Source organism: Streptomyces sp. NPDC012935, assembly GCF_042900345.1.
Classification (GTDB): domain Bacteria; phylum Actinomycetota; class Actinomycetes; order Streptomycetales; family Streptomycetaceae; genus Streptomyces.
Window position 1 is genome coordinate 92,851 of the sequence record NZ_JBIBBC010000011.1, and the last position, 24,383, is coordinate 117,233.

The 24,383-nt window shown below is 70.7% G+C and carries 21 protein-coding genes and 1 tRNA gene; 16 read left to right on the plus strand and 6 right to left on the minus strand.

Going from position 1 to position 24,383, the window contains the following annotated elements; all coding sequences use genetic code 11:
* The first annotated feature begins 29 nt into the window (after positions 1-29).
* Positions 30-2,765, plus strand: a complete 2,736-nt coding sequence (locus tag ACFY5C_RS25495; RefSeq protein WP_389447802.1) for a Tat pathway signal sequence domain protein — start codon at positions 30-32, stop codon at positions 2,763-2,765.
* A 63-nt stretch (positions 2,766-2,828) separates the two neighbouring features.
* Here the strand turns inward: ACFY5C_RS25495 and ACFY5C_RS25500 are convergent, their stop codons facing one another.
* Positions 2,829-5,312, minus strand: a complete 2,484-nt coding sequence (locus tag ACFY5C_RS25500; RefSeq protein ID WP_389447803.1) for an SCO7613 C-terminal domain-containing membrane protein — start codon at positions 5,310-5,312, stop codon at positions 2,829-2,831.
* 101 nt (positions 5,313-5,413) lie between these two features.
* Between ACFY5C_RS25500 and ACFY5C_RS25505 the strand changes: the two genes are divergently transcribed.
* Together ACFY5C_RS25505 and ACFY5C_RS25510 are read left to right on the plus strand one after the other, a co-directional pair.
* Positions 5,414-5,878 (plus strand): SRPBCC family protein, encoded by a 465-nt coding sequence (locus ACFY5C_RS25505; protein ID WP_389447804.1) that lies wholly within the window; start codon positions 5,414-5,416, stop codon positions 5,876-5,878.
* Positions 5,879-5,917: 39 nt separating this feature from the next.
* A tRNA-Val gene (locus ACFY5C_RS25510) sits at positions 5,918-5,989 on the plus strand.
* A gap of 53 nt (positions 5,990-6,042) precedes the next feature.
* On the opposite strand, the gene ACFY5C_RS25515 is transcribed toward ACFY5C_RS25510, so the two are convergent.
* Entirely contained in the window at positions 6,043-6,768 is a 726-nt protein-coding gene (locus ACFY5C_RS25515; protein ID WP_389447805.1) for a 3'-5' exonuclease, read from the minus strand.
* A 168-nt stretch (positions 6,769-6,936) separates the two neighbouring features.
* Between ACFY5C_RS25515 and ACFY5C_RS25520 the strand changes: the two genes are divergently transcribed.
* The 3 genes from ACFY5C_RS25520 (at position 6,937) to thrS (ending at position 10,827) form a co-directional block, all read left to right on the plus strand.
* Positions 6,937-7,503: a DUF4365 domain-containing protein gene (locus ACFY5C_RS25520; RefSeq protein ID WP_389447807.1), complete on the plus strand. Its 567-nt coding sequence runs from the start codon at positions 6,937-6,939 to the stop codon at positions 7,501-7,503.
* Positions 7,500-8,729, plus strand: a complete 1,230-nt coding sequence (locus ACFY5C_RS25525; RefSeq protein WP_389447809.1) for a hypothetical protein — start codon at positions 7,500-7,502, stop codon at positions 8,727-8,729. The genes ACFY5C_RS25520 and ACFY5C_RS25525 overlap by 4 nt, the downstream gene beginning before the upstream one ends.
* A 121-nt stretch (positions 8,730-8,850) precedes the next feature.
* Positions 8,851-10,827, plus strand: coding sequence for a threonine--tRNA ligase (thrS, locus tag ACFY5C_RS25530; protein ID WP_389447811.1), 1,977 nt, complete (start codon positions 8,851-8,853; stop codon positions 10,825-10,827).
* Between the two features lie 50 nt (positions 10,828-10,877).
* Here the strand turns inward: thrS and ACFY5C_RS25535 are convergent, their stop codons facing one another.
* On the minus strand, positions 10,878-11,537 hold the full coding sequence (locus tag ACFY5C_RS25535; protein ID WP_389447813.1) for a potassium channel family protein: 660 nt from the start codon (positions 11,535-11,537) through the stop codon (positions 10,878-10,880).
* A gap of 78 nt (positions 11,538-11,615) precedes the next feature.
* Between ACFY5C_RS25535 and ACFY5C_RS25540 the strand changes: the two genes are divergently transcribed.
* Positions 11,616-12,164, plus strand: a complete 549-nt coding sequence (locus tag ACFY5C_RS25540) for an HIT family protein (RefSeq protein WP_389447815.1) — start codon at positions 11,616-11,618, stop codon at positions 12,162-12,164.
* 154 nt (positions 12,165-12,318) lie between these two features.
* Here ACFY5C_RS25540 and ACFY5C_RS25545 read toward each other — a convergent pair whose 3' ends face one another.
* Positions 12,319-13,980, minus strand: coding sequence for a hypothetical protein (locus ACFY5C_RS25545; protein WP_389447817.1), 1,662 nt, complete (start codon positions 13,978-13,980; stop codon positions 12,319-12,321).
* Between the two features lie 181 nt (positions 13,981-14,161).
* Complete coding sequence (locus tag ACFY5C_RS25550) at positions 14,162-16,360, minus strand: elongation factor G-like protein EF-G2 (RefSeq protein ID WP_389447819.1); 2,199 nt, start codon at positions 16,358-16,360, stop codon at positions 14,162-14,164.
* A gap of 217 nt (positions 16,361-16,577) precedes the next feature.
* On the opposite strand from ACFY5C_RS25550, the gene pgsA reads away from it, so the two are divergent.
* The 4 genes from pgsA to ACFY5C_RS25570 all read left to right on the plus strand — a co-directional run bounded on the left by pgsA (position 16,578) and on the right by ACFY5C_RS25570 (position 20,153).
* Complete coding sequence (pgsA, locus tag ACFY5C_RS25555; RefSeq protein WP_389448060.1) at positions 16,578-17,324, plus strand: phosphatidylinositol phosphate synthase; 747 nt, start codon at positions 16,578-16,580, stop codon at positions 17,322-17,324.
* Positions 17,321-18,247 (plus strand): phosphatidylinositol mannoside acyltransferase, encoded by a 927-nt coding sequence (locus ACFY5C_RS25560; protein ID WP_389447821.1) that lies wholly within the window; start codon positions 17,321-17,323, stop codon positions 18,245-18,247. The genes pgsA and ACFY5C_RS25560 overlap by 4 nt, the downstream gene beginning before the upstream one ends.
* Entirely contained in the window at positions 18,244-19,422 is a 1,179-nt protein-coding gene (locus ACFY5C_RS25565; protein WP_389447823.1) for a glycosyltransferase family 4 protein, read from the plus strand. Before ACFY5C_RS25560 ends, ACFY5C_RS25565 begins: the two co-directional genes overlap by 4 nt.
* Before the next feature lie 188 nt (positions 19,423-19,610).
* Positions 19,611-20,153 carry a hypothetical protein gene (locus ACFY5C_RS25570; RefSeq protein ID WP_389447825.1) on the plus strand — a complete coding sequence of 181 codons (543 nt, stop codon included), beginning with the start codon at positions 19,611-19,613 and terminating at the stop codon, positions 20,151-20,153.
* Here the strand turns inward: ACFY5C_RS25570 and ACFY5C_RS25575 are convergent.
* The gene (locus ACFY5C_RS25575; RefSeq protein ID WP_389447827.1) at positions 20,150-20,593 is read right to left on the minus strand and encodes a VOC family protein; all 444 of its coding nucleotides are present in this window, start codon (positions 20,591-20,593) and stop codon (positions 20,150-20,152) included. The two genes, ACFY5C_RS25570 and ACFY5C_RS25575, sit on opposite strands and share 4 nt — an antisense overlap.
* 204 nt (positions 20,594-20,797) lie before the next feature.
* On the opposite strand from ACFY5C_RS25575, the gene pdxS reads away from it, so the two are divergent.
* The 5 genes from pdxS to ruvA all read left to right on the plus strand — a co-directional run bounded on the left by pdxS (position 20,798) and on the right by ruvA (position 24,350).
* Positions 20,798-21,646, plus strand: a complete 849-nt coding sequence (gene pdxS, locus ACFY5C_RS25580; protein WP_389448062.1) for a pyridoxal 5'-phosphate synthase lyase subunit PdxS — start codon at positions 20,798-20,800, stop codon at positions 21,644-21,646.
* 13 nt (positions 21,647-21,659) lie between these two features.
* Positions 21,660-22,268: a pyridoxal 5'-phosphate synthase glutaminase subunit PdxT gene (pdxT, locus tag ACFY5C_RS25585; RefSeq protein WP_389447829.1), complete on the plus strand. Its 609-nt coding sequence runs from the start codon at positions 21,660-21,662 to the stop codon at positions 22,266-22,268.
* A 48-nt stretch (positions 22,269-22,316) separates the two neighbouring features.
* A complete protein-coding gene (locus tag ACFY5C_RS25590) occupies positions 22,317-23,069 on the plus strand; it encodes a YebC/PmpR family DNA-binding transcriptional regulator (RefSeq protein WP_389447831.1) in 753 nt (250 codons plus the stop codon).
* A 139-nt stretch (positions 23,070-23,208) separates the two neighbouring features.
* A complete protein-coding gene (ruvC, locus tag ACFY5C_RS25595; protein WP_389447832.1) occupies positions 23,209-23,748 on the plus strand; it encodes a crossover junction endodeoxyribonuclease RuvC in 540 nt (179 codons plus the stop codon).
* Complete coding sequence (gene ruvA, locus ACFY5C_RS25600; RefSeq protein ID WP_389447834.1) at positions 23,745-24,350, plus strand: Holliday junction branch migration protein RuvA; 606 nt, start codon at positions 23,745-23,747, stop codon at positions 24,348-24,350. The genes ruvC and ruvA overlap by 4 nt, the downstream gene beginning before the upstream one ends.
* The last annotated feature ends 33 nt before the right edge of the window (positions 24,351-24,383 follow it).

Genomic DNA, 24,383 nt, shown 5'->3' on the forward strand with positions numbered 1-24,383 from the left:
GAAATGTTTCCCGCACGGAAGGAACGGCCATGTCCCCCATCCCCCGCAGGTCCCTCCTCAAGGCGGCCGCCGTTGCCGGAGCCGCCGCGCAGTTCAGCTGGGCGCTAGGGGCGAAGGACGCGCAGGCCGCGCCCAGAGCCGCCGGCGCCGATGCCGATCCCGTGACCCTGGACTGGCTGGAGGAGGGCGGTCTGGGTGCCGCCCCCGGCTCCACCGTCGGGGTGCCCTGGCCGAAGGGCGTGTACCAGGAGGGGCAGGCGTTCGCGCTCACGGACGCGGACGGCAAGGCCGTGCCCGTGCAGTCGTGGCCGATCGCCTACTGGCCGGACGGTTCCCTCAAGTGGACGGCACACGCCGTCGGTTCGGGCAACGGCAAGCTCACGTTGAGCCCCGGCGAGGCCACCGCCCCCGCCAAGAAGGTCACCGTCGGCAAGAGCGGCGGCACCATCGACGTTTCCACCGGTGTCATCACGGCGAGGATCGGCAAGTCCGGCGCCACGCTGATCAAGTCCGTCACCCGCGGCTCCACCGAGATCGCCAGGAACGGCCGGCTCGTGCTGATCCGCCAGCCCGAGATCGAGGACGAGGACCAGGGCTCGGTGAAGACCGAGCGCTTCGAGGGTGCCATCTCCGAGGTCACCGTCGAGCAGGAGGGTCCGGTCCGCGCGGTCGTACGCATCGACGGCAAGCACCGCAAGGGCAGCCGGAGTTGGCTGCCGTTCTCCATCCGCCTCTACTTCTACGCCGGTGCCGACTCCTTCCGCATGGTGCACACCGTCACCTACGACGGCACGCAGGAGCCGGGCAAGGCGAGCGGCGACTTCATCCGCGGCCTCGGCGTGCGCTTCACCGTCCCGATGCGGGACGAGTCGTACGACCGCCACATCCGCATCGGCGGCGAGGGCACCGGCATGCTCCGCGAGGCCGTCAAGGGCATCACCGGGCTGCGACGCGATCCGGGGGCGGCCGTACAGGCGGCGCAGTTCGCGGGGGAGAAGCTGCCCGACCCGTCGACCTGGGACCAGCGCGTCACGACCCGGCTGCAGTACATCCCGGAGTGGGGCGACTACACCCTCTCCCAGCTCTCCGCCGACGGCTTCACCCTGCGCAAGCGCACGAAGAAGGGCTACGGCTGGATCGGCGCCGGCGGCGGCAGGCGTGCCTCCGGATTCGGATACGTCGGTGGCGTCAGCGGCGGACTCTCCTTCGGGCTGCGGGACTTCTGGGAGAAGTTCCCCGCCCAGCTCGACATCCGTGACGCCCACACCGACGCGGCCGAGGTCACCATGTGGCTCTGGTCGCCCGAGGCGCAGCCCATGGACCTGCGCTTCTATCACGACGGCATGGGCCAGGACACCTACCCCGAGCAGCTCGAAGGCCTCAACATCACCTACGAGGACTACGAGCCCGAGTTCGGCACCCCCTACGGCATCGCCCGCACCTCCGAACTCCTCTTCTGGGCCAACGAGTCGACACCCTCACCCCAAGCCCTGGCCCAACAGGTCGAGGCCGTACGGGTACTGCCGCAGCTCGCCGCCCCGCCCGCGCAGCTCATCAAGGCGGGGGTCTTCGGGCCGGGCCTCTACTCCGAGCCGGACCGCTCCACGCCCGCCAAGGCCAAGATCGAGGACCACCTCGACTTCCTCTTCACCTACTACAAGGACCAGGTGGAGATGCGCCGTTGGTACGGCTTCTGGGACTACGGCGACATCATGCACACCTACGACACCGTCAGACACCAGTGGCGGTACGACATCGGCGGCTACGCCTGGGACAACTCCGAGCTCTCGCCCGACCTGTGGCTGTGGTTCGCGTATCTGAGGAGCGGACGCGCGGACATCTTCCGGTTCGCCGAGGCCATGACCCGGCACACCGGTGAGGTGGACGTCTACCACCTCGGCGAATGGGCCGGCCTCGGCACCCGGCACGGCGTGCAGCACTACGCCGACAGCGCCAAGCAGCAGCGCATCGCCAACACCACGTACCGCCGCTACTACTACTTCCTCACCGCGGACGAACGCGTCGGCGACCTCATGCACGCCAACGTCGACTCCGACGAGACCTTCCTCGTGCTCGATCCGATCCGCAAGATCCGCACCGAGCCGTACACCCCGGACCGGCACGCCCTGTCGATCGGGTTCGGCACCGACTGGAGCGGGCTGGTGTCGGCCTGGCTGACGGAGTGGGAGCGCAAGGGCCCCAAGTGGGAGAAGGCCAAGGCGCGGGTGCTGTCGACGATGGAGACCATCGCCGCGCAGCCCAACGGTTTCGTGCAGGGCAGCGGTCTCTACGACCTCGACACGGGCAGGTTCGCCGTCGCCGACAAGCCCGTCGTCGGGGTCTCCCACCTCTCCGCGGTGTTCGGTCTGGGCGAGCTGTGCGCCGAGCTCATCGACCTGGTCGACATGCCGAAGTTCAACGAGGCGTACTTCGACTACTGCCGCTACTTCAACGCGACGAAGACCGAGCAGGCGGCACGCTACGGCTCCAACTTCGGCTCCCTGCTGCTCTTCCAGGGCCACTCGCGCCTCGACGCGTACGCCGCCGTGCGGACCGGCGACGACAAGCTCGCCGCGCGCGCGTGGGAGAAGTTCTACAACTCCGACGGCTACAAGGAGTCGGCGCCGTGGCGGACGGAGAAGCTGAGCGGCCCCGACGCGCTGGTCCCGGGCAGTGAGGCGGCCTGGGTGTCCACGAACGACACCGCGCTGTACGGTCTGGCGGCCATTGAGAACCTGGCACTGCTGGGGGACAGGATGCCGTAACAGGTTTGTGGGGAACTGCGGGACCGTCGTGGCTGGTCTCGCAGTTCCCCGCGCCTGTGTGGGCTAGTGCATGTTGCCCACGAAGTCCCGCATCTTCCGGGCGTCCCTGAGGCGTTGCTCGTACGTCGCTCCGATGGCCAGCAGGAGGAGGCCGGCCAGGGCGGGCGGTACCCAGCGGGGGAGTGCGTCGGTCACCTGGGCGATGTAGGGGGCGAGTTCGTGCAGGGCGTCCAGAGCCAGCACCGCGCCGCCGAGGAGGAGCGGTGCCTGGAGGTGGTGGCGGGCGCCGAGCAGGGTGACCGCCAGGGCCGCCAGGCCGAGGAGCAGGGGGCGTGTCCACTGCGGGTCGCCCCAGGCCGCGAGGAGGCTCGGCACGAGGGTGGCGGCGAGTCCCGGGCCGTACGCCGTCCAGGACGAGGTCTGCGGATCGCGGCGCCTGCGCAGGGCGCCGACCAGCAGGGCCGGGACGGTGACCGGAAGCGTGTATGCCTCGGGCGTCCCGACGTCCCAGGCCGCCAGACGCACCCACGTGGCCAGTACGAACAGCGCGGCGGAGGCGTAGGCCACGGACCGGCGTTCCGGGCGGACCGCCGTACCGGCCGTGATCACACCGCACAGCGCCAGCACCACGGCCAGCATCGGCAGGTCGGCCGGTGCCGCGGCCAGCACGACGGCGAGCAGCGCGGCGAGCGCGCCCGTCACCTCGACCGGGACCGCCGCCCGCGCGTCACCGAGCCGTCCCGCGAGCAGAGCCGCCGCCACCGGGACCACCAGGACCAGCAGGGCGACGTACTGCGCCTGCCAGCCGGCCGCGGCCCCCGCCGCACAGGCCAGCCCGGCGGCGTACGCGAGCCCGGCCGGGGCCGTGACCGGAGCGAGGTGCGCCTTCCAGGAGGCCGCCGCGAAGAGCGCGGTCAGCGCGGCGAGCACGGTGAGGGTCGCGGCCTCGGTGGTCAGTGAGAGGAAGGCGAGGGGGAGTGAGGTGAGGAGGGCGAGGACCGTGGCGGTCGTGCGAGGGGTGGGGACGCCGAGGGAAGTGGCTGTGGCGGTTGCGGGCTCTCCCACGGCGGTGGTGGCGGGTTCCTCCGGCGAGGTCGCCGACGGCTCCTGCGCCGTCTCCGGCTGGTCGGACGGTCGTATCCACGCGGCCGCCGCGAGGGCGCCGGCCGTGGTGATTGCCAGGGCCACCAGGCCCACGTCATAAGGGACTTCGAACACGGCGGGCAGGACCAGCGCCGTTGCCCATGCCAGGACCAGCACGCCGGTCAGGGCCCGGGTCCGCCACGCGGTGTGGCGTGCCGCGAGGAGCAGTACGGCGGCGACCATGGCCAGGACGACCGGCACCGTCTCCGTGTGCGGCGGCCACGGAGCGTCGACCGCCATCGCCTGCCGCACATCGCCGGGCGCCCCGGACCACACCTGATCCACCTGGGCCACCGGCCCCACCAGCGCGATCGCCACCAGCGGCAGCGTCCACAGGAGGGCGAGTCCCTGTACGGCGGCGGAGGCGCGGGTGAGCCCGTCGCGCAGCGCCTGCGGCAGTCGGTCCGCCCGGATCGCCGCGAGCAGGGCGATCCCGCACACCAGATACACCGGAACCGTCCAAGCCTCCGGCAGTACGGGGCGGGCGGTGCCGCCGAGCGCGGCGACCGTGAAGAGACCGGCTGCGACGGAGAGGCCGAGCGCCTGCTTCGCGGCGGCCTCCTGCCACGCCGCAGCGACCGCGATGCCCGCGGCCAAGAGGAGGAGCGCCGCCGCACGGGCGGCGGCGCTCGGGCCGGTGGCCGTCCAGGACAGCCAGCCGGCGGCCCACACGCCCCACGCGCCCATGCCGTACGCACCGATCACAGCGGTGATCCGTACGGACCCGGCAGGCACCCGGAGCGCCACACCCGCGTCGAACCCGGCCGTCACCAGCACGGCGGTAGTGATCCCGAACAGGCTCGCGTCGGCCGCCACCGCCCACAGCGTGAGCGGGAGTTGGGCGGCGAGCAGAGCGGCGGGCAGGGGCAGACGCAGCTCGGAGGTGCGCGGCAGCCGGCCGTACGCCGTCCACAGGGCCGCCAGCACAGCCGAGGCGGCCGCGAGGTAGCCGGTGGCGTCCACATCGGCCAACCCGACCGCGTGCAACGCGTAGGCGTCGAGCACCGTCAGGACGAGCCCCAGGCCCGCCACCGACTCGGCCGTCGACCGCAGCCCGCGCTTCAGCAGCGGCACCGGGGCGGCGAGCACCGCCACCGTGACCGCGCCGAGCACCAAGGCCCGCCCGGCGATCCCCATGTGACCCCAGCTGACCAGCGTGAACGCCATCGCGGCGATGGTGAGCAGGACACCGCCCAGCACCAGCAGGACGTTCTGCACGCGGGGCGCCGAGGCCTCGGGGCGGGGCGGGGCGAGAGGCACCGGAGCGGACCGGGGCGCCGCCGCTTGCAGCGCGGTGATCAGCCAGGCTCGGCGGTGCAGCAACTGGGCCCGGTGGGCGTCCAGTTGGCGCAGCTCGAGGTCGAGGAGCCGCAACTCCTCGGCCGGGGGCGGAAAGTGCGTCATGGCAGGAGTGTGGTCCGCGTCACGCCGCAGGGCATGAGTGCGCATACTCAGTACGTACTCAGATACGGCGGGAATCCCCTGGCGGAGGGCAGAATCGGCCCATGGACTGGAGTCACTACCGCTTCCGCGCTCTGTGGGCCCTGCCCGCAGCGCCCGAGGTCGTCTACGACCTGCTGGAAAAGGCCGAGGACTACCCTCGCTGGTGGCCCCAGGTGCGCGAGGTGAACCGGATCGACGACACCAGCGGCGTGATCACGATCCGCTCCGTCCTCCCGTACGACATGACCTTCACCGCGCGCGAGGTGCGGCGGGACCGCGGGGCGGGGGTGCTCGAGATCGCCATGTCCGGCGACCTCGACGGCTGGGCGTGCTGGACCGTCACCGTGGCTCCGGACGGCAGCGGGACCATCGCGCGCTACGACCAGGTCGTCGATGTCCACAAGCCGCTGCTGAGGCGTCTCGCCGTACCCGGTCGGCCCCTCTTCCGAGCCAACCACTGGCTGATGATGCGCTCCGGACGGCGGGGCCTGGTGGCCCACTTGGCCCGCGGCCATCAAGCGGTTTGATGGAAACGCGCGGGGACCTGTATTGTTCAGTCCGTTCCCGGGCGATTAGCTCAGTGGGAGAGCGCTTCGTTCACACCGAAGAGGTCACTGGTTCGAACCCAGTATCGCCCACCGGGAAAGGCCGGTCCGCCACAGCGGACCGGCTTTTTTGTGTGCCTTACCTCCTATGCTGCCGCCGGCAGATCCGGGCGCAGTGGCCACGCCGGATCCACCGCCTCCTCGCTGCCGCTGCGGGCGAACCACGCCTGCAGCCCGCGTGCCTGTGCCGCGTGCCACACCGCCTGCAGCGTGTGCAGCTCGGCGGGGGACAGCCGCTCCAGGCGGGCGGCGAAGCGGCGCCCCACCGCCCGTACGACCTCCAGTGAGGCCAGTGCGTCGGCCGCCGCGTCGTGCGCGCCGTCCAGTGTGACGCCGTAGTGCGCACACAGGTCGGTCAGGGTGCGACGGCCCTTGCGGTAGCGGTCCAGATGCTTGTCCAGGACGCGCGGGTCGAGCACCAGCAAGGGCGTCGTCTCGAACCAGTGGTCCAGCGAGGAGGCGCGATGACGGCGCAACTCGCGGTCCAGCAGCGTCAGATCGAAAGGCGCGTTCATCACCACGATCGGCCGGGCCGTCGCGGCCTGACCGGCCAACTCCTCGGCTATCTCCTGCATCACCGGCGCCGGCCAGCGGCCGTTGCGCTGGAGATGCTCCTCCGTCAGTCCGTGTACCGCCGTTGCCGCTTCCGGCACCGGGACACCCGGGTTCACCAGCCACTGGGTCACCCGCGGCCGGGTGCCCGGGGCGTCCTGGACGACGACGGCCGCCGAAACGATCCGGTCGGTCTCGACGTCCACGCCTGTCGTCTCTGTGTCGAATGCCGCCAGCGGGCCCTCATACCAGCACGCCATACCTACACAACCCCTCGTTCACCCACGGCAGCTGACGTACCGTCTTCTGCCCGTTTGGTGATACCCGGGCTGTTTGCGGCGTACGCCGCAAGGACACAACAGGAGTGCGGGTCTTTGCAGTTCAGCGGCCCGGTTCGGGGATCTACTTTGCGTGGAAGGCTGTTGGTCATGGCGATAGCGCAGCCCGAGCGGGGCGGGCTGCTGCCCGAACGTACGGGCCCCCATCGCGGTTCACTCGCCACCACCGCCTGCATGGAGACACTGCAGGTGGGGTATCTGCACGCCGTCGCGGCGGCGGCCGGGTGCTCCTTGTCGCAGCCATTTCCGGACAACGGCATCGACTGGCACGTCAGCCACAGCGCGCCCGGCCACACGGTCGACGACGAGGTCACCATAAAGGTGCAGCTCAAGGCCACTTACCAGATAGCGCCGAGCCCGCCCGGCCGTTTCTTCTCCTTCACGCTCGACAACGACCATCTGGCGAAGCTCGCCCGCACCCCCGTCTCGGTGCACAAGATCCTCGTCGTGATGCTCGTTCCGCGCACCCAGGACGACTGGCTGCGTGCCAGTCACGACCGGCTCGACCTGCGGCACTGCTGCTACTGGGTCAACCTCGCTGGCCACGCGATCACCGGCCGGCGTCGCACCACCGTGCGAATACCGACCTCACGCATCTTCGACGACCGGGCGCTCTGCGAGATCATGACGCGGGTCGGTACGGGAGGCAGACCATGACACACCGCCCCCTGGAGGAGCCGGTACGGCCGGTCAGGCCGCACCCGGTCCACGCGTCCTTCGACCGTCCCCCCGAGCCCGGCGAGGTGGACCCCGCCGTGCTCAGCGCCCTGCTGCACCGGCACGGCTGGCAGCGGCGCGGGGGAGCGGCGGGACGCTACGGTCGCTGGACCCCGCCGGGACCGGGCGGCAACGGCACCAGCCTGCTCGTCCCCGAGTCCCGCGCCTTCCCCGACAGCGACGACCTGCTCGGCGAGGCGCTCGTCGCACTCTCCCGCAGCGGCATGCCCTCCGCGCGCGAGGTGCTGGTCGGGCTCGCCGTGCCCAGTGACGAGGTCCGCTGGTGGCGGGACGCGCCGAGCGGGCCGGCCGGGGCCGCGCCCTGGACCGTCGAGGAGGAACTGCGCACCGCCGCCCGCCAGATGCTCCTCGCCGCGGCGCTCGCCACACGCGCGCGTGCCGGCTACTACGGCGCCCGGCACCGCCGCTCGGCCGCCGCGCTGCTGGAGAGCGTCTTCGTCGGCTCCGCGGCAGGCGGCGGCCACCTCGCCGCCTTCGTGCCCGTTGGCGCGGGCCGCCCGCTCGCCGTACGTCTCCACCAGGCCCTGTACGCCGCCCGCGAAGCCATCGACTACCAGCGGGCCACCGGCGGCATGGACGCCTTCGACGGCGCCGTCGAGGCAGGCGTCAGCCGCGAGCTCACCGAGGCCCTGATCGCTCTCGTCCGCGGTACGGAGGGGGCGCGCATCGCCGTCGAGTGGGCGCCCGCGGCAGGGGTGCCCGAGGACTGCGCGAGCGGAGTCGAGCCGGTGGAGTTCTCGCCGGGCGACCTGCCCGTGCTGCGTGAGGCCGGGGCCCGCTACTTGCGCGAGGAACCCTCCGTGCCGGTCAGGATCACCGGCGCGGTCGTACGGATGCGCCGCTCGGGAACGCGCGGGGAGGGCACCGTACGGCTGCGCGTCATCGCCGGCGCCGAGATACCGCACGTCCGGCTGACCCTGGACGAGGAGTCGTACCGCATCGCCGGGCACGCCCACCTGGTCGGGCTGCCGGTGCGGGTGCACGGGCGCCTGGAGAGCCGCGGCGGCTTCCGTAAGATCACCGGGGCCTCCGGCGTCGTACCGGTACAGGTGGACGAGGCCGAACGGGACCGGCTGATGAAGTCCCTCCAGGAGGACCTGGACTTCTTCGAGGAGGCCTGCGGCGGGGAGGACGCCGCGGACTGAGGGATGCCCGCCCGGGACTGAAGGTGACCGTTTCGCGGTCGGCCCTCCGAGGTCGGTACGATCGCGTAATGCGCGCGCTCCTGGTATGGCGCCGCACTCCACCTTCAGTCAGGAGAGACCGGTGTCAGACGTCCGTGTGATCATCCAACGCGATTCCGAGCGGGAAGAACGCGTGGTGACGACGGGCACTACGGCCGCCGACCTCTTCGCCGGCGAGCGCTCGATCATCGCCGCGCGCGTGGGCGGCGAGCTCAGGGACCTGTCGTACGTGCTCTTGGACGGCGAGCAGGTCGAGGGCGTCGAGATCTCCTCCGAGGACGGTCTGAACATCCTGCGCCACTCCACCGCGCACGTGATGGCGCAGGCCGTGCAGGAGCTCTTCCCCGAGGCCAAGCTGGGCATCGGCCCGCCCGTCAAGGACGGCTTCTACTACGACTTCGACGTCGAGAAGCCGTTCACCCCCGAGGATCTCAAGGCCATCGAGAAGAAGATGCAGGAGATCCAGAAGCGGGGGCAGAAATTCGCCCGCCGCGTGGTGACCGACGAGGCCGCCCGCGAGGAGCTCGCCGCCGAGCCCTACAAGCTGGAGCTGATCGGCCTCAAGGGCTCCGCCTCGTCCGAGGACGGCGCGGACGTCGAGGTCGGCGCCGGCGAGCTGACGATCTACGACAACCTGGACGCCAAGACCGGGGACCTGTGCTGGAAGGACCTCTGCCGCGGTCCCCACCTGCCGTCGACCCGCGCGATCCCGGCGTTCAAGCTGATGCGCAACGCGGCCGCCTACTGGCGCGGCAGCGAGAAGAACCCGATGCTCCAGCGCATCTACGGCACCGCCTGGCCGTCCAAGGACGAGCTGAAGGCGTACCTCGACTTCCTCGCCGAGGCCGAGAAGCGCGACCACCGCAAGCTGGGCAACGAACTCGACCTCTTCTCGATCCCCGAGCAGATCGGCTCCGGCCTCGCGGTCTTCCACCCCAAGGGCGGCATCGTCCGCCGCGTGATGGAGGACTACTCGCGCCGCCGCCACGAGGAGGAGGGCTACGAGTTCGTCTACACGCCGCACGCGACGAAGGGGAAGCTCTTCGAGACGTCGGGCCACCTGGACTGGTACGCCGAGGGCATGTACCCGCCCATGCAGCTCGACGAGGGCGTGGACTACTACCTCAAGCCCATGAACTGCCCGATGCACAACCTGATCTTCGACGCGCGCGGGCGTTCCTACCGTGAACTGCCGCTGCGCCTCTTCGAGTTCGGGACCGTGTACCGGTACGAGAAGTCCGGCGTCGTGCACGGCCTCACGCGTGCGCGCGGCTTCACGCAGGACGACGCGCACATCTACTGCACGCGCGAGCAGATGTCGGAGGAGCTCGACAAGACGCTCACCTTCGTCCTCGGCCTGCTGCGCGACTACGGCCTGACCGACTTCTACCTGGAGCTGTCCACCAAGGACCCGGAGAAGTTCGTCGGCTCGGACGAGGTCTGGGAGGAGGCGACCGAGACGCTGCGCCAGGTCGCCGAGAAGCAGGGGCTGCCCCTGGTCCCGGACCCGGGCGGCGCCGCCTTCTACGGGCCGAAGATCTCCGTCCAGACCAAGGACGCGATCGGCCGCACCTGGCAGATGTCGACCATCCAGCTCGACTTCAACCTGCCGGAGCGCTTCGACCTGGAGTACACCGGTCCGGACGGCGCGAAGCAGCGCCCGGTCATGATCCACCGCGCGCTGTTCGGCTCGATCGAGCGGTTCTTCGCGGTGCTCCTCGAGCACTACGCGGGCGCCTTCCCGGCGTGGCTGGCCCCGGTCCAGGCCCTCGGCATCCCGATCGGTGACGGGCACGTCGACTACCTGGAGAAGTTCGCCGCGGCGGCCAAGAAGAAGGGCCTGCGGGTCGAGGTCGACTCCTCCTCGGACCGTATGCAGAAGAAGATCCGCAACGCCCAGAAGCAGAAGGTGCCCTTCATGGTCATCGCGGGCGACGAGGACATGGCCAACAACGCCGTCTCCTTCCGCTACCGCGACGGCTCGCAGGAGAACGGCATCCCGTTCGACGAGGCCATCGCGAAGATCGCGACGGTGGTCGAGGAGCGGACGCAAATCTGATCCGGTCTCATCCGGTCTGATCCGGCCATGATCGAGGGCCCCCGGGAGGTTCAGCTTCCCGGGGGCTTCGTGTCGCTCTCGCGGGAGAAGATCTGCAGCAGCCAGGACGAGAACGATCCCGTCACCGCTCCGAGCAGGGCCAGCCCGCCGGCCATCATTCCGATCGCGATCGATCGGCCACGCCTGGTCACCGGGGTGATGTCGCCGTACCCGACCGTGGTGAGGGTCGCCGAGGCCCACCACAGGGCGTCCCCGAACGTCCGCATGGTGGCCCCGGGGGCCCCGCGTTCTGCCTGGAAGACCGCGAGAGCCCCGGCGAAGCCGAGCAGCAGGGTGGCCAGGCTCGCGTAGGCGATCACGCGCGCGTGCAGCGAGAGGCGGGGCTGCCCCTGCCGGCGCTGGATCACGTCGTAGAGCGGCACGATCCGCAGCGGCCGCAGCAGCGGCAGGACGACCACGACCGTGTGCAGGAAGTGGGTCCTGGCGAAGCGCAGGAAGCGCCCACCGACGAGCCGCCAGCGCACGGCGTAGTCCACCGCGAAGAGCAGCCAGAGCGCGACCATCGTGTACACGCACACGTCCTTCCAGAAGGACGGCATGCTCACAGCAAGGACGCGGGCGGCGTAGGCGGCCAGGAACAGCAGCGATGCGAGGAACAGCGGGATCTCGGTGCGCTGCTCCCAGCGGTCGTAAGGGCTGTCGTCGTCCACCGGCCCAGCTTGGCCGGTGACCGTCCTGCGGCCGCCCCGGCGACACGCCGCGAACGGGCGAAGCCATATGCTGCACGCATGACGAGTGAGCCGGAGCAGCAGTGGGGAGTGGGGATCCAGGACGCATTCCAGCGCCTGTGGACGCCCCATCGGATGGCCTACATCCAGGGTGAGAACAAGCCGACCGGTCCCGGCGCGGACGACGGCTGCCCCTTCTGCTCGATCCCGGCCAAATCCGACGAGGACGGGCTGGTCGTCAAGCGTGGCGAGCAGGTGTACGCGGTCCTCAACCTGTACCCGTACAACGGCGGCCACCTGATGGTCGTGCCCTACCGGCACGTCGCCGACTACACCGACCTCACCGAGCCGGAGACGGTCGAGCTGGCCGCCCTGACCAAGCAGGCGATGACTGCGCTGCGTACCGCTTCCGGCGCCCACGGCTTCAACATCGGCATGAACCAGGGCTCGGTCGCCGGCGCCGGCATCGCGGCCCACCTCCACCAGCACATCGTCCCGCGCTGGGGCGGCGACACGAACTTCATGCCGGTGGTGGGCCACACGCGGGTGCTGCCGCAGCTGCTGGCGGACACGCGGAAGATGCTGGCGGAGGCCTGGCCGACGGCTTGACCAGTCGTCCGGGGCTTGAGCATTCAGCCCGTCCGGCGTTTGAGGACGAGGCCGTCGAGGCCGAAGGGGGTCTGGGGGCGCAGCCCCCAGGGCCGGTCCCCCAGACCCACCTCAGCCGGCTCACCCCACCTCACCCGGCAAGACCGCCGGAGGCCTACGCGTCGTAGACGTCCGCCTTCCGCGGCATCGGATCCTGCACAGCCGTGCTCAGGAACGACGAGCGCGTACCGAACTTCTCGGTGTCCACGCCGTTCTCCGCCAGCACCTTGATCGCCGCGGCATGCACCACCCGCAGCACCGGCGTGGCCGCGCGCAGGGCGTCGTCGGCCATGAACCGGTGCCGCCACGGCTGGTCCGCCCACGCGTGCCGCAGTCCGAACGGCTCCGGCAGCCCCATCGTCCCGCCGAGCCAGTTCAGCAGCGGCGGATACCAGGAGATCGGGGCCCGCACCGCCAGCCGTACCACCTCGTCGGGGTTGACCAGCGGAAGCTTGACCTTGCGGGTCTCCCATGGCTTGAAGGACTTGGAGACCTCCTTGGTCGGCGCTTCGGGCTTCTCCTGGAAGAGCCCGTTCACCGGACCGAGGGCATGACCCGTCACCTCGATGCGCAACGTCTCGTGCAGCACGGTCACCGTGATCAGCATGGTGATGATCAACTGCCCGTCCCAGAGCGTCCACTGGACGCCCAGGTAGTGCCGGTCACCGCTGCCGAACTGCTGCTTGTTGCAGATGTCCTGTATCGCGTGCGTCTTGACCTGGAACGCCTCGACGTCCGTGCCCTCCGGGCGGGACACCGCCTTCGCGCCCTCCGCGATCGGCGTGACGACCCAGTGCCGTATCGAAGGCTTGGGGAAACCACCGGTGTTCAGCGGACCGCGCTCCAGCATGCGCAGCTGGTCGTGGATCGAGCGGATGACGTCCCAGCTGCGGAACGGGTGGATCTCCCGCGTGGAGTCCGCTGCCACCAGGTCCTCGGCCAGCTGCCAGCTGCCCCAGCGTGTGCCCATGCCGAGTATCCCCTTGGGCCCGGCGTAGAACACGGAGTTGGACTGCTGCTCGGCGCTCAGCTTGGCCAGGGACTGGCGCAGCTGCTCGGCCTGGGTCTCGGTGGGGCTGGTCGGCACCGCCTCCGGCACCTTGGCGCCGACGCTGCTGCCGGCCAGCAGGCTGTCCCAGCGCTCCCGCAGATCCCTCGCGGTGCGCTCGCAGACCTGCTTGGCCCAGAACCAGCCGACCACGGGCATGAGGACAGAGGCCCGCGCATACAAGGCCCAGAAGCCGGTGAACGGCACGCGCAGCAGGAAGAGCACGGCGAGCGCGCCCACCGCCACGAGCAGCACGGAGGCGAGGGCGCCGCCGCGCTTCTCGTCCCGCTTGACGATGGTGGTGCGCAGCGTGAAGACCAGCAGCCACACCAGGAGCCCGGGCAGGAAGAGCACACCGCAGATCACGGTGATGGCGGTGAGCATCCGGTCGCGCGCCTTGCGGATGTTGTTCGCGGCCAGACAGTGCTCGACGACGACCTGCGGCTCGGTGCCGAAGGACTGGATCAGGGGCTTGCGGCCGCTGCCGAGCATCCGGTCGACCACGGCCCGTGAGAAGGCCTCACCGAGGTTGGGTCGGAAGATCCTCGCCCAGCCGCGACCCGCCTTGATGTCCGTCTTGTGCCATTCGTTGTCGGCTTTCTTGATGTCCTCGAACGGATTGTCCCGATAGGCCGCCGAGGCCAGCGCGAACGTCGCCGTCTGGCCCTCACCTGCCGTGCGCGGCACCTGCGGACCGAAGATGTCCGCGTAACCGCTCTCAACGGTCATTCCCGCCCCCGATCGCCGCAGTGTCGCTTCTGCGGCCTTCCCGACTTCCGTACTTCGCACACCTGTTGATCAATGACCAGCGTATCCTCCGCCACTGACATTCGTCGGCGGACGGCCGAAGCCGCCCGCCGAGGCGGAGGGGAGTGTTCCGCACAGGCCACTTGGTGGCGCCGGGCGCCAACTACGAGGCTTCGCGCGCCTCTTCACGTATCCTTTCCGCGATCTGCGCCGGCATCGGTTCGTGCCGCGCGTACGCACGGTTGAAGCGTGCGGTGCCGTGCGACAGCGAGCGCAGATCGACGGCGTAGCGCCCGATCTCGATCTCGGGCACCTCGGCCTTGATGAGCGTGCGGCTGCCGTTGGTCTGCTCGGTGCCGAGGACACGGCCGCGCCGCCCGGACAGGTCGCTCATCACGGCGCCGACGTAGTCGTCACCGACCAGGACGGACACCTCGGCCACCGGCTCCAGCAGATGGATCTTCGCGTCGGCCGCGGCCTCGCGCAGCGCGAGCGCGCCGGCCGTCTGGAACGCGGCGTCGGAGGAGTCCACCGAGTGCGCCTTGCCGTCGAGCAGCGTGATCCGGACGTCGACGAGCGGATGGCCGGCCGCAACTCCCTTGGCCGCCTGGGCCCTTACGCCCTTCTCCACCGACGGGATGAACTGCCGCGGCACCGCGCCGCCGACGACCTTGTCCACGAACTCGATGCCCGAACCGCCCGGCAGGGGCTCCACCTCGATCTCGCAGATCGCGTACTGGCCGTGCCCGCCGGACTGCTTCACATGCCGGCCGCGGCCCGCCGACTTGCCCGCGAAGGTCTCCCGCAGGGAGACCATGTGCGGTACGACGTCGACCTGGACGCCGTACCGGCTGCGCAGCCGTTCGAGTGCGACGTCCGCGTGCGCCTCGCCCAGACACCACAGCACCACCTGGTGGGTGGCCTGGTTCTGTTCCAGTCGCATGGTCGGGTCCTCGGCGACCAGCCGGGACAGGCCCTGCGAGAGCTTGTCCTCGTCCGCCTTGCTGTGGGCCTGGATGGCGAGCGGCAGCAGCGGGTCCGGCATCTGCCAGGGCTCCATCAGGAGCGGGTCGTCCTTGGCCGACAGAGTGTCGCCGGTCTCCGCGCGGCTCAGCTTCGCCACGCACGCGAGGTCGCCGGCGATGCAGTGGCTGAGCGTGCGCTGCTGCTTGCCGAACGGCGCCGACAGGGCCCCGATCCGCTCGTCGACGTCGTGGTCCTCGTGACCACGGTCCTCCAGGCCGTGCCCGGAGACGTGCACCGTCACGTCGGGGCGCAGGGTGCCGGAGAAGACCCGCACCAGCGAGACCCGGCCGACGTACGGGTCGGACGCGGTCTTCACGACCTCCGCGACCAGCGGCCCGTCCGGGTCGCACACCTTCAGCGCGCGCGGTTTGCCGTCGACCGTCGTGACCGCGGGCGCCTCCCGCTCCAGTGGGGTCGGGAACCCGCGCGTGATCAGCTCCAGCACCTCGATCGTGCCGAGCCCCTGCCGGGCGCCGTCGGTCGCGGGCGCAGCGGCCAGGACGGGATGGAAGGCACCGCGTGCGACGGCCCGTTCCAGGTCCTCGATCAGCGTCTTGACGTCGACCTGCTCGCCGCCGAGATACCGGTCCATCAGGGTCTCGTCCTCCGACTCGGAGATGATCCCCTCGATCAGCCGGTTGCGGGCCTCCTCGATCTGCGGCAGCTGGTCCTCGCCGGGCTCGGACTCCTTGCGCTCCCCGGAGGCGTAGTCGAACAGCTGCTGCGACAGCAGCCCGATCAGTCCGGTCACGGGCGCGTGCCCGTCGGGGGCCTGCGGGCCGTGCAGCGGCAGATACAGCGGGAGCACGGCGTCGGGATCCTCCCCGCCGAAGGCCTCCGCGCAGATCCGTGTCATCTCCTCGTAGTCGGCCCGCGCGGACTCCAGGTGCGTGACGACGATCGCGCGCGGCATGCCGACCGCCGCGCATTCCTCCCACACCATGCGGGTCGAGCCGTCCACGCCGTCCGAGGCCGAGACGACGAAAAGGGCCGCGTCCGCCGCTCGCAGACCGGCCCTGAGCTCCCCGACGAAGTCGGCGTATCCGGGGGTGTCCAGAAGGTTGACCTTGATGCCGTCCCATTCGACCGGCACCAGGGAGAGCTGCACCGAGCGTTGCTGGCGGTGCTCGATCTCGTCGTAGTCCGAGACGGTGCCGCCGTCCTCGACGCGGCCCGCCCGGTTCACCGCCCCCGCTGTGAGTGCGAGAGCTTCCACCAAGGTGGTCTTGCCCGATCCGGAGTGGCCGACCAGTACCACATTCCGTACGGACGCGGGGTGGTCGGCCGCTGTAGCCCTGCCGGCGGCTCCGGGGTGTGCATTCGCCTTGTCGCCCATGATCCTGCCTCCCGTGCACGGTGAGGTCACTGTGGGCGCGGACATGCGGATCCGCGTGCGATGCGGCTCCGGTGACGCCCGCGGTCCTTCGAGCTTTCCACTCCCGTCACGGTGCGTCCATACGGCGGACGTGATCGCGCCATCCGCCGGGGGTCGACCTGCCCGCCGGACCCGGGTACGAGTGCCCGGCGGTCGCTCGCACGCGCGCGTGGCTACGATGGGCCAGCCGGCGGCCAGCAGGGGCCGCGGCGCCACACCGACCCTCGGGAAGGCCATGCTGAACAAGTACGCGCGTGCTTTCTTCACGCGTGTTCTCACACCGTTCGCCGCGTTTTTGATCCGGCGGGGCGTCAGCCCGGACACGGTCACGCTCATCGGCACCGCCGGTGTGGTCGCGGGCGCGCTGGTCTTCTACCCCATGGGCGAGTTCTTCTGGGGCACGGTCGTGATCACGCTCTTCGTGTTCTCCGACCTCGTCGACGGCAACATGGCCCGCCAGCTCGGCCGCTCCAGCCGCTGGGGCGCGTTCCTGGACTCCACGCTCGACCGGGTCGCCGACGGCGCGATCTTCGGCGGCTTCATCCTCTGGTACGCCGGTGGGGGCGACGACCTCGTCCTGTGCGCCGTCTCGATCTTCTGCCTGGCCAGCGGCCAGGTGGTGTCGTACACCAAGGCGCGCGGCGAGTCGATCGGCCTGCCGGTCGCCGTCAACGGCCTCGTCGAGCGCGCCGAGCGCCTGGTGATCTCGCTGGTCGCGGCCGGCTTCGCCGGCCTGCACAAGTTCGGGGTACCGGGCATCCAGTACCTGCTGCCCGTCGCCCTGTGGATCGTCGCCGTCGGCAGCCTCGTCACGCTGATCCAGCGGGTCGTCACCGTCCGTCGCGAGTCCGCCGAGGCGGAGGCCGCCGCGGACACGCAGGACAAGCCGCAGGGAGCGTCCCAAGGGAGCGAGGCCGCCAAGTGAGCGCCCAGGACCGCCTCACGGACGCGCTGTACGGACTCGGCTGGGGCACCGTCAAGAAGCTCCCCGAGCCGGTGGCGGTGCGGCTCGGCCGCACCATCGCCGACCTCGCCTGGAAGCAGCGGGGCAAGGGCGTCCAGCGGCTGGAGAGCAACTACGCGCGCGTGGTGCCCGACGCGACCCCGGAGCGCCTCGCCGAGCTCTCGCGCGCGGGCATGCGGTCGTACCTGCGCTACTGGATGGAGTCCTTCCGGCTGCCCGCCTGGAGCGCCGAACGCGTCAAGAGCGGCTTCGACGTCAAGGACGTCCACTACCTGACCGACGGCCTGGCCGCCGGCAAGGGCGTGGTACTCGCGCTGCCGCACCTGGCCAACTGGGACCTCGCCGGCGCCTGGGTCACCACCAACCTCGAAACGCCCTTCACGACGGTCGCCGAGCGCCTCAAGCCCGAGACGCTCTACGACCGCTTCGTCGCCTACCGCGAGGGCCTCGGCATGGAGGTCCTGCCGCACAGCGGCGGCACCGCCTTCGGCATGCTGGCCCGCAGGCTTCGCGACGGCGGCCTGGTCTGCCTGGTCGCCGACCGAGACCTGTCCGCGTCCGGCGTCGAGGTCGACTTCTTCGGCGACACGGCCCGGATGCCCGCCGGCCCGGCGCTGCTGGCCCAGCAGACCGGGGCGCTGCTGCTTCCCGTCACGCTCTGGTACGACGACTCGCCGGTCATGCAGGGGCGGGTCCATCCCCCGATCGAGGTACCCGAGACAGGTACCCGGGCCGAGAAGACGTCTGTCATGACACAGGCGCTGGCCGACGCCTTCGCCACGGGGATCGCCGAACATCCGGAGGACTGGCACATGCTGCAGCGTCTGTGGCTCGCCGACCTGGAACCACGACCGGCCGACGGCCCGGCAGGAGAGCGTCCGTGAGGATCGGCATCGTCTGTCCGTACTCCTGGGACGTGCCGGGTGGCGTCCAGTTCCACATCCGCGACGTCGCCGAGTACTTCATCCGGCTCGGCCACGAGGTGTCCGTCCTGGCCCCGGCCGACGACGACACCCCGCTGCCGCCGTACGTCGTCTCGGCGGGCCGCGCCGTGCCGGTCCCGTACAACGGCTCGGTCGCCCGCCTGAACTTCGGCTTCCTCTCGGCGGCCCGGGTCCGCCGCTGGCTGCACGACGGCGCCTTCGACGTCATCCACATCCACGAGCCGACATCGCCGTCCCTCGGCCTGCTGGCCTGCTGGGCGGCCCAGGGCCCGATCGTGGCCACCTTCCACACGTCCAACCCGCGCTCGCGGGCGATGATCGCCGCGTACGCCATCCTCCAGGCGGCCCTGGAGAAGATCAGTGCCCGGATCGCGGTCAGCGAGTACGCCCGCCGCACGCTGGTAGAACACCTCGGCGGCGACGCGGTGGTCATCCCCAACGGCGTCGACGTCGACTTCTTCGCCAAGGCCGAGCCCAACCCCGACTGGCAGGGCGACACGATCGGCTTCATCGGCCGCATCGACGAGCCCCGCAAGGGCCTGCCGGTCCTGATGAGGGCCCTGCCGAAGATCCTCGCCGCCCGCCCGCAGACCAGGCTCCTGGTGGCGGGCCGCGGCGACGAGGAGGAGGCGGTGGAGTCCCTGCCCGCCGAGCTCCGCCCCCGCGTCGAGTTCCTCGGCATGATCAGCGACGAGGACAAGGCCCGCTTCCTGCGCAGCGTCGACCTGTACGTCGCTCCCAACACCGGCGGCGAGAGCTTCGGGATCATCCTGGTCGAAGCGCTGTCGGCCGGCGCTCCCGTCCTGGCCTCGGACCTGGATGCCTTCACCCAGGTCCTCGACCAGGGCGCGGCGGGCGAACTCTTCGCCAACGAGGACGCGGACGACCTGGCCGAGGCGGCGGTACGCCTCCTGGAGGACCCGGTCCGCCGTGCCGAGCTGCGCAAGCGGGGGAGCGTGCACGTACGCCGCTTCGACTGGTCGACCGTCGGGGCGGACATCCTGTCGGTGTACGAGACGGTGACGGCGGGCGCGGCGGCGGTGGCCGCGGACGAGCGGACCGGGAGCGGAGGCGCAGGCGGGCTGCGGGCTCGGCTGGGGTTGGCGCGGGACTGAGGGCTCCGAGTTGTTCCAGGCGCCGGACCCGGCATTTCAGCCCGTCCGGCGTTTGAGGACGAGGCCCTTCAGGGCCGAAGCGGGGGCCCGGGGGCGGCAGCCCCCGGCAACGGTCGCGCCGACATCCCGCACCAACACCGACGCCCCGCACGACACCCTGCTGAACCCGCGGAGCTAGTGTGCCGCCCGTGACCGCAACTCTGATCTGGATCCTCGTAGTCCTCGTGGCGATCGGCCTCTACCTGAGCTGGACGGCAGGTCGCCTGGACCGGCTGCACGCCAGGATCGACGCGGCCCGCGCCGCACTCGACGCGCAGCTGCTGCGCCGCGCCTCGGTGGCCCAGGAACTGGCCACCTCCGGGGTGCTGGATCCGGCCGCGTCGATCGTTCTGTACGAGGCCGCACATGCCGCCCGGCAGGCCGAGGAGGAGCAGCGGGAGGTCGCCGAGAGCGAACTGACCCAGGCGCTGCGGGCCGTGTTCGCCGAGCCCCAGCAGGTGGAGGCCGTACGGGAGGCGCCCGGGGGCGAGGAAGCGGCCCGTGAGCTGACGGAGGCGGTCCGCCGGGTACCGATGGCCCGCCGCTTCCACAACGACGCCGTACGGGCGGCCAGGGCGCTGCGGCGCCACCGCAAGGTCCGCCTGTTCCGCCTGGCGGGCCACGCCCCGTTCCCGCTGGCGTTCGAGATGGACGACGAGCCCCCGGCGGCCCTGGCGGACCGGCCCGCCTAGGACGCGCCGAAGTCGGGGAGCGTGAGGGAACCGTCGGCGGCGAGCGGGAACCCGGGGTTGTGCGCGATCTCCCAGGCGTGGCCGTCGGGGTCGACGAAGGCGCCGGAGTAGAAGCCGATGGCATTGGTGGCCGCGGGCTTGGTGACGGTCGCCCCCGCCCGTTCCGCGACCGCGAGCAGCTCGTCGACCTCGGCGTCGGAGCGAACGTTGTGGGCCAGGGCGATCCCGCCGAAGCCGCCTGGCGTGCCCGCCGCGCGGTCGGTCAGCCCGCAGTCCAGCGCCAGCTTGTCGCGGCCCCACAGCACCAGGGCCAGCCCGCCGGCCTGGAAGAAGACGGTCTCCTCGACCTCCTGGCCCCGCCAGCCCAGGGCCTCGTAGAAGGCACGGGAGCGCGCCACATCAAGGACGCCGAGCGTGACCAGGCTGATGCGCTGTTCCATGGCAAGGACACTAATGGGGCACGGTCAGGGCCGCGCTCCGACGGGCAAAACGATCCACCGCCTCACCATTGGCCCTTGAAGTGGCCCGTACACCTCACGTTTCCTCGATGCTTGCAGTAACCCTCTTTCACACAGCGAGGTCAACCCGTGTCCATCTCCGAAAACCAGGCCCCCGAGACCGGCACCGCACGCGTGAAGCGCGGCATGGCCGAGCAGCTCAAGGGCGGCGTGATCATGGACGTCGTCACGCCGGAGCAGGCGAAGATCGCCGAGGACGCGGGCGCCGTCGCCGTCATGGCCCTGGAGCGGGTCCCCGCCGACATCCGCAAGGACGGCGGCGTGGCCCGGATGTCCGACCCGGACATGATCGAGGGCATCATCGATGCCGTCTCCATCCCGGTCATGGCCAAGTCCCGCATCGGCCACTTCGTCGAGGCCCAGGTCCTGCAGTCCCTCGGCGTCGACTACATCGACGAGTCCGAGGTCCTCACCCCGGCCGACGAGGTCAACCACAGCGACAAGTTCGCCTTCACGACCCCGTTCGTGTGTGGCGCCACCAACCTGGGTGAGGCCCTGCGCCGCATCGCCGAGGGCGCGGCCATGATCCGCTCCAAGGGCGAGGCCGGCACCGGCAACGTCGTCGAGGCCGTCCGCCACCTGCGCCAGATCAAGAACGAGATCGCCAAGCTGCGCGGCTTCGACAACAACGAGCTGTACGCCGCCGCCAAGGACCTGCGCGCCCCGTACGAGCTCGTCAAGGAAGTCTCCGAGCTCGGCAAGCTCCCGGTGGTGCTGTTCTCCGCCGGTGGTGTCGCCACCCCGGCCGACGCCGCGCTGATGCGCCAGCTCGGCGCCGAGGGCGTCTTCGTCGGCTCCGGCATCTTCAAGTCCGGCGACCCGGCCAAGCGCGCCGCCGCCATCGTCAAGGCGACCACCTTCTTCGACGACCCGAAGATCATCGCGGACGCGTCCCGCAACCTCGGCGAGGCCATGGTCGGCATCAACTGCGACACCCTCCCCGAGGCCGAGCGCTACGCCAACCGCGGCTGGTAAGGCACCACATCCCATGAGCAACACCCCCGTCATAGGCGTCCTGGCCCTCCAGGGCGACGTACGGGAGCACCTCATCGCCCTGGCCGCGGCCGACGCCGTGGCCAGGCCGGTGCGGCGCCCCGAAGAGCTCGCCGAGGTGGACGGCCTCGTCATCCCCGGCGGCGAGTCCACGACCATCTCCAAGCTGGCCGTCCTCTTCGGCGTGATGGAGCCCCTGCGCGCGCGTGTGCGGGACGGCATGCCCGTCTACGGCACCTGCGCCGGCATGATCATGCTCGCGGACAAGATCCTCGACCCGCGTTCGGGCCAGGAGACGATCGGCGGCATCGACATGATCGTGCGCCGCAACGCCTTCGGACGGCAGAACGAGTCCTTCGAGGCGGCGGTCGACGTGCAGGGCGTCCCGGGCGATCCTGTGGAGGGCGTGTTCATCCGCGCCCCCTGGGTCGAGTCCGTCGGCGCCGAGGCCGAAGTCCTCGCCGAGCACGACGGTCACATCGTCGCGGTCCGCCAGGGCAACGCGCTCGCCACGTCGTTCCACCCGGAACTGACCGGCGACCACCGCGTGCACGGCCTGTTCGTCGACATGGTGCGCGCGAACCGGACAGCCGAGTCCTTGTAGGATCTCTGCCGTTCGTTCATAGATGGGTTACGCGAAGGAGACAGGCAGATGTCCGGCCACTCTAAATGGGCTACGACGAAGCACAAGAAGGCCGTGATCGACGCCAAGCGCGGCAAGCTCTTCGCGAAGCTGATCAAGAACATCGAGGTCGCGGCCCGCATGGGTGGCGTTGACATCGAGGGCAACCCGACGCTCTACGACGCCATCCAGAAGGCGAAGAAGCAGTCGGTCCCGAACAAGAACATCGACTCCGCGGTCAAGCGCGGCGGCGGTCTCGAAGCCGGCGGCGCCGACTACGAGACGATCATGTACGAGGGCTACGGCCCGAACGGCGTCGCCGTGCTCATCGAGTGCCTCACCGACAACCGCAACCGCGCCGCCTCCGACGTCCGCGTCGCCATGACCCGCAACGGCGGCAACATGGCCGACCCGGGGTCCGTTTCATACATGTTCAGCCGCAAGGGCGTCGTCATCGTCCCCAAGGGCGAGCTGACCGAGGACGACGTCCTCACCGCCGTCCTGGACGCCGGCGCCGAGGAGGTCAACGACCTCGGTGAATCCTTCGAGGTCATCAGCGAGGCCACCGACCTGGTCGCGGTCCGCACCGCCCTCCAGGACGCCGGCATCGACTACGACTCCGCCGACTCCAGCTTCGTGCCCTCCGTCCAGGTCGAGCTGGACGAGGACGGCGCCAAGAAGATCTTCAAGCTGATCGACGCGCTCGAGGACAGCGACGACGTGCAGAACGTCTTCGCCAACTTCGATGTCAGCGACGAGATCATGGAGAAGGTCGACGCGTAACGCTGCCGGGAGCTGCACGGGCTCAACGGGCCGACGGGACACACCCGTCGGCCCGTCGCTTTGCCGGGCGCTGTTGACCGGCGTTGTCGGTGGCACCCGATAGCCTGCACAAACAGGCGATCGAAGGGAGGGTGCGCGGGTGCGCGTACTGGGGGTGGACCCGGGGCTGACCCGATGCGGAGTCGGCGTGGTCGAGGGCGTCGCCGGACGCCCGCTCACCATGCTCGGCGTCGGCGTCGTACGCACCCCCGCGGACGCCGAGTTGGGACACCGCCTCGTCGCCGTCGAGCAGGGCATCGAGCAGTGGCTGGACGAGCACCGGCCCGAATTCGTCGCCGTGGAGCGGGTGTTCAGCCAGCACAACGTCCGGACGGTCATGGGCACCGCCCAGGCCAGCGCCGTCGCCATGCTCTGTGCCGCCCGCCGCGGCATCCCCGTCGCGCTGCACACCCCCAGCGAGGTCAAGGCCGCCGTCACCGGCAGCGGCCGCGCCGACAAGGCACAGGTCGGTGCCATGGTCACCCGCCTGCTGCGGCTCAGCGCCCCGCCCAAGCCGGCCGACGCCGCCGACGCGCTCGCGCTCGCCATCTGCCACATCTGGCGTGCCCCCGCGCAGAACCGACTCCAGCAGGCCGTCGCCCTGCACACAGCCAAAGCACCGAAAGGCCGTACGGCATGATCGCCTTCGTCAGTGGCCAAGTGGCCGCACTCGCTCCGGACGCCGCGGTCGTCGAGGTGGGCGGAGTCGGCATGGCCGTCCAGTGCACGCCGAACACCCTGTCCACCCTGCGCCTGGGCAAGCCCGCGAAGCTGCACACCTCGCTGGTGGTCCGCGAGGACTCCCTCACGCTGTACGGCTTCGCGGACGACGACGAACGGCAGACGTTCGAGCTGCTCCAGACCGCGAGCGGAGTGGGCCCGCGCCTGGCCCAGGCCATGCTGGCGGTGCACTCGCCCGACGCGCTGCGCCGAGCCGTCGCGACCGCGGACGAGAAGTCGCTCACCGCCGTCCCCGGCATCGGCAAGAAGGGCGCCCAGAAGCTGCTCCTGGAGCTGAAGGACCGCCTGGGCGAGCCCATCGGCGCGCCTGCGGTGGGCGCCCCGGTCACCCAGGGCTGGCGCGACCAGCTGCACGCCGCCCTGATCGGCCTCGGGTACGCGACGCGCGAGGCCGACGAGGCGGTCGCCGCGGTGGCTCCGCAGGCCGAGGCCGCCGACGGCACGCCCCAGGTGGGGCAGCTGCTGAAGGCCGCGCTTCAGACCCTGAACAGAGCCCGCTGAACCGAGCGCGCCCCGGAAGGCCGCCGAGGCGCC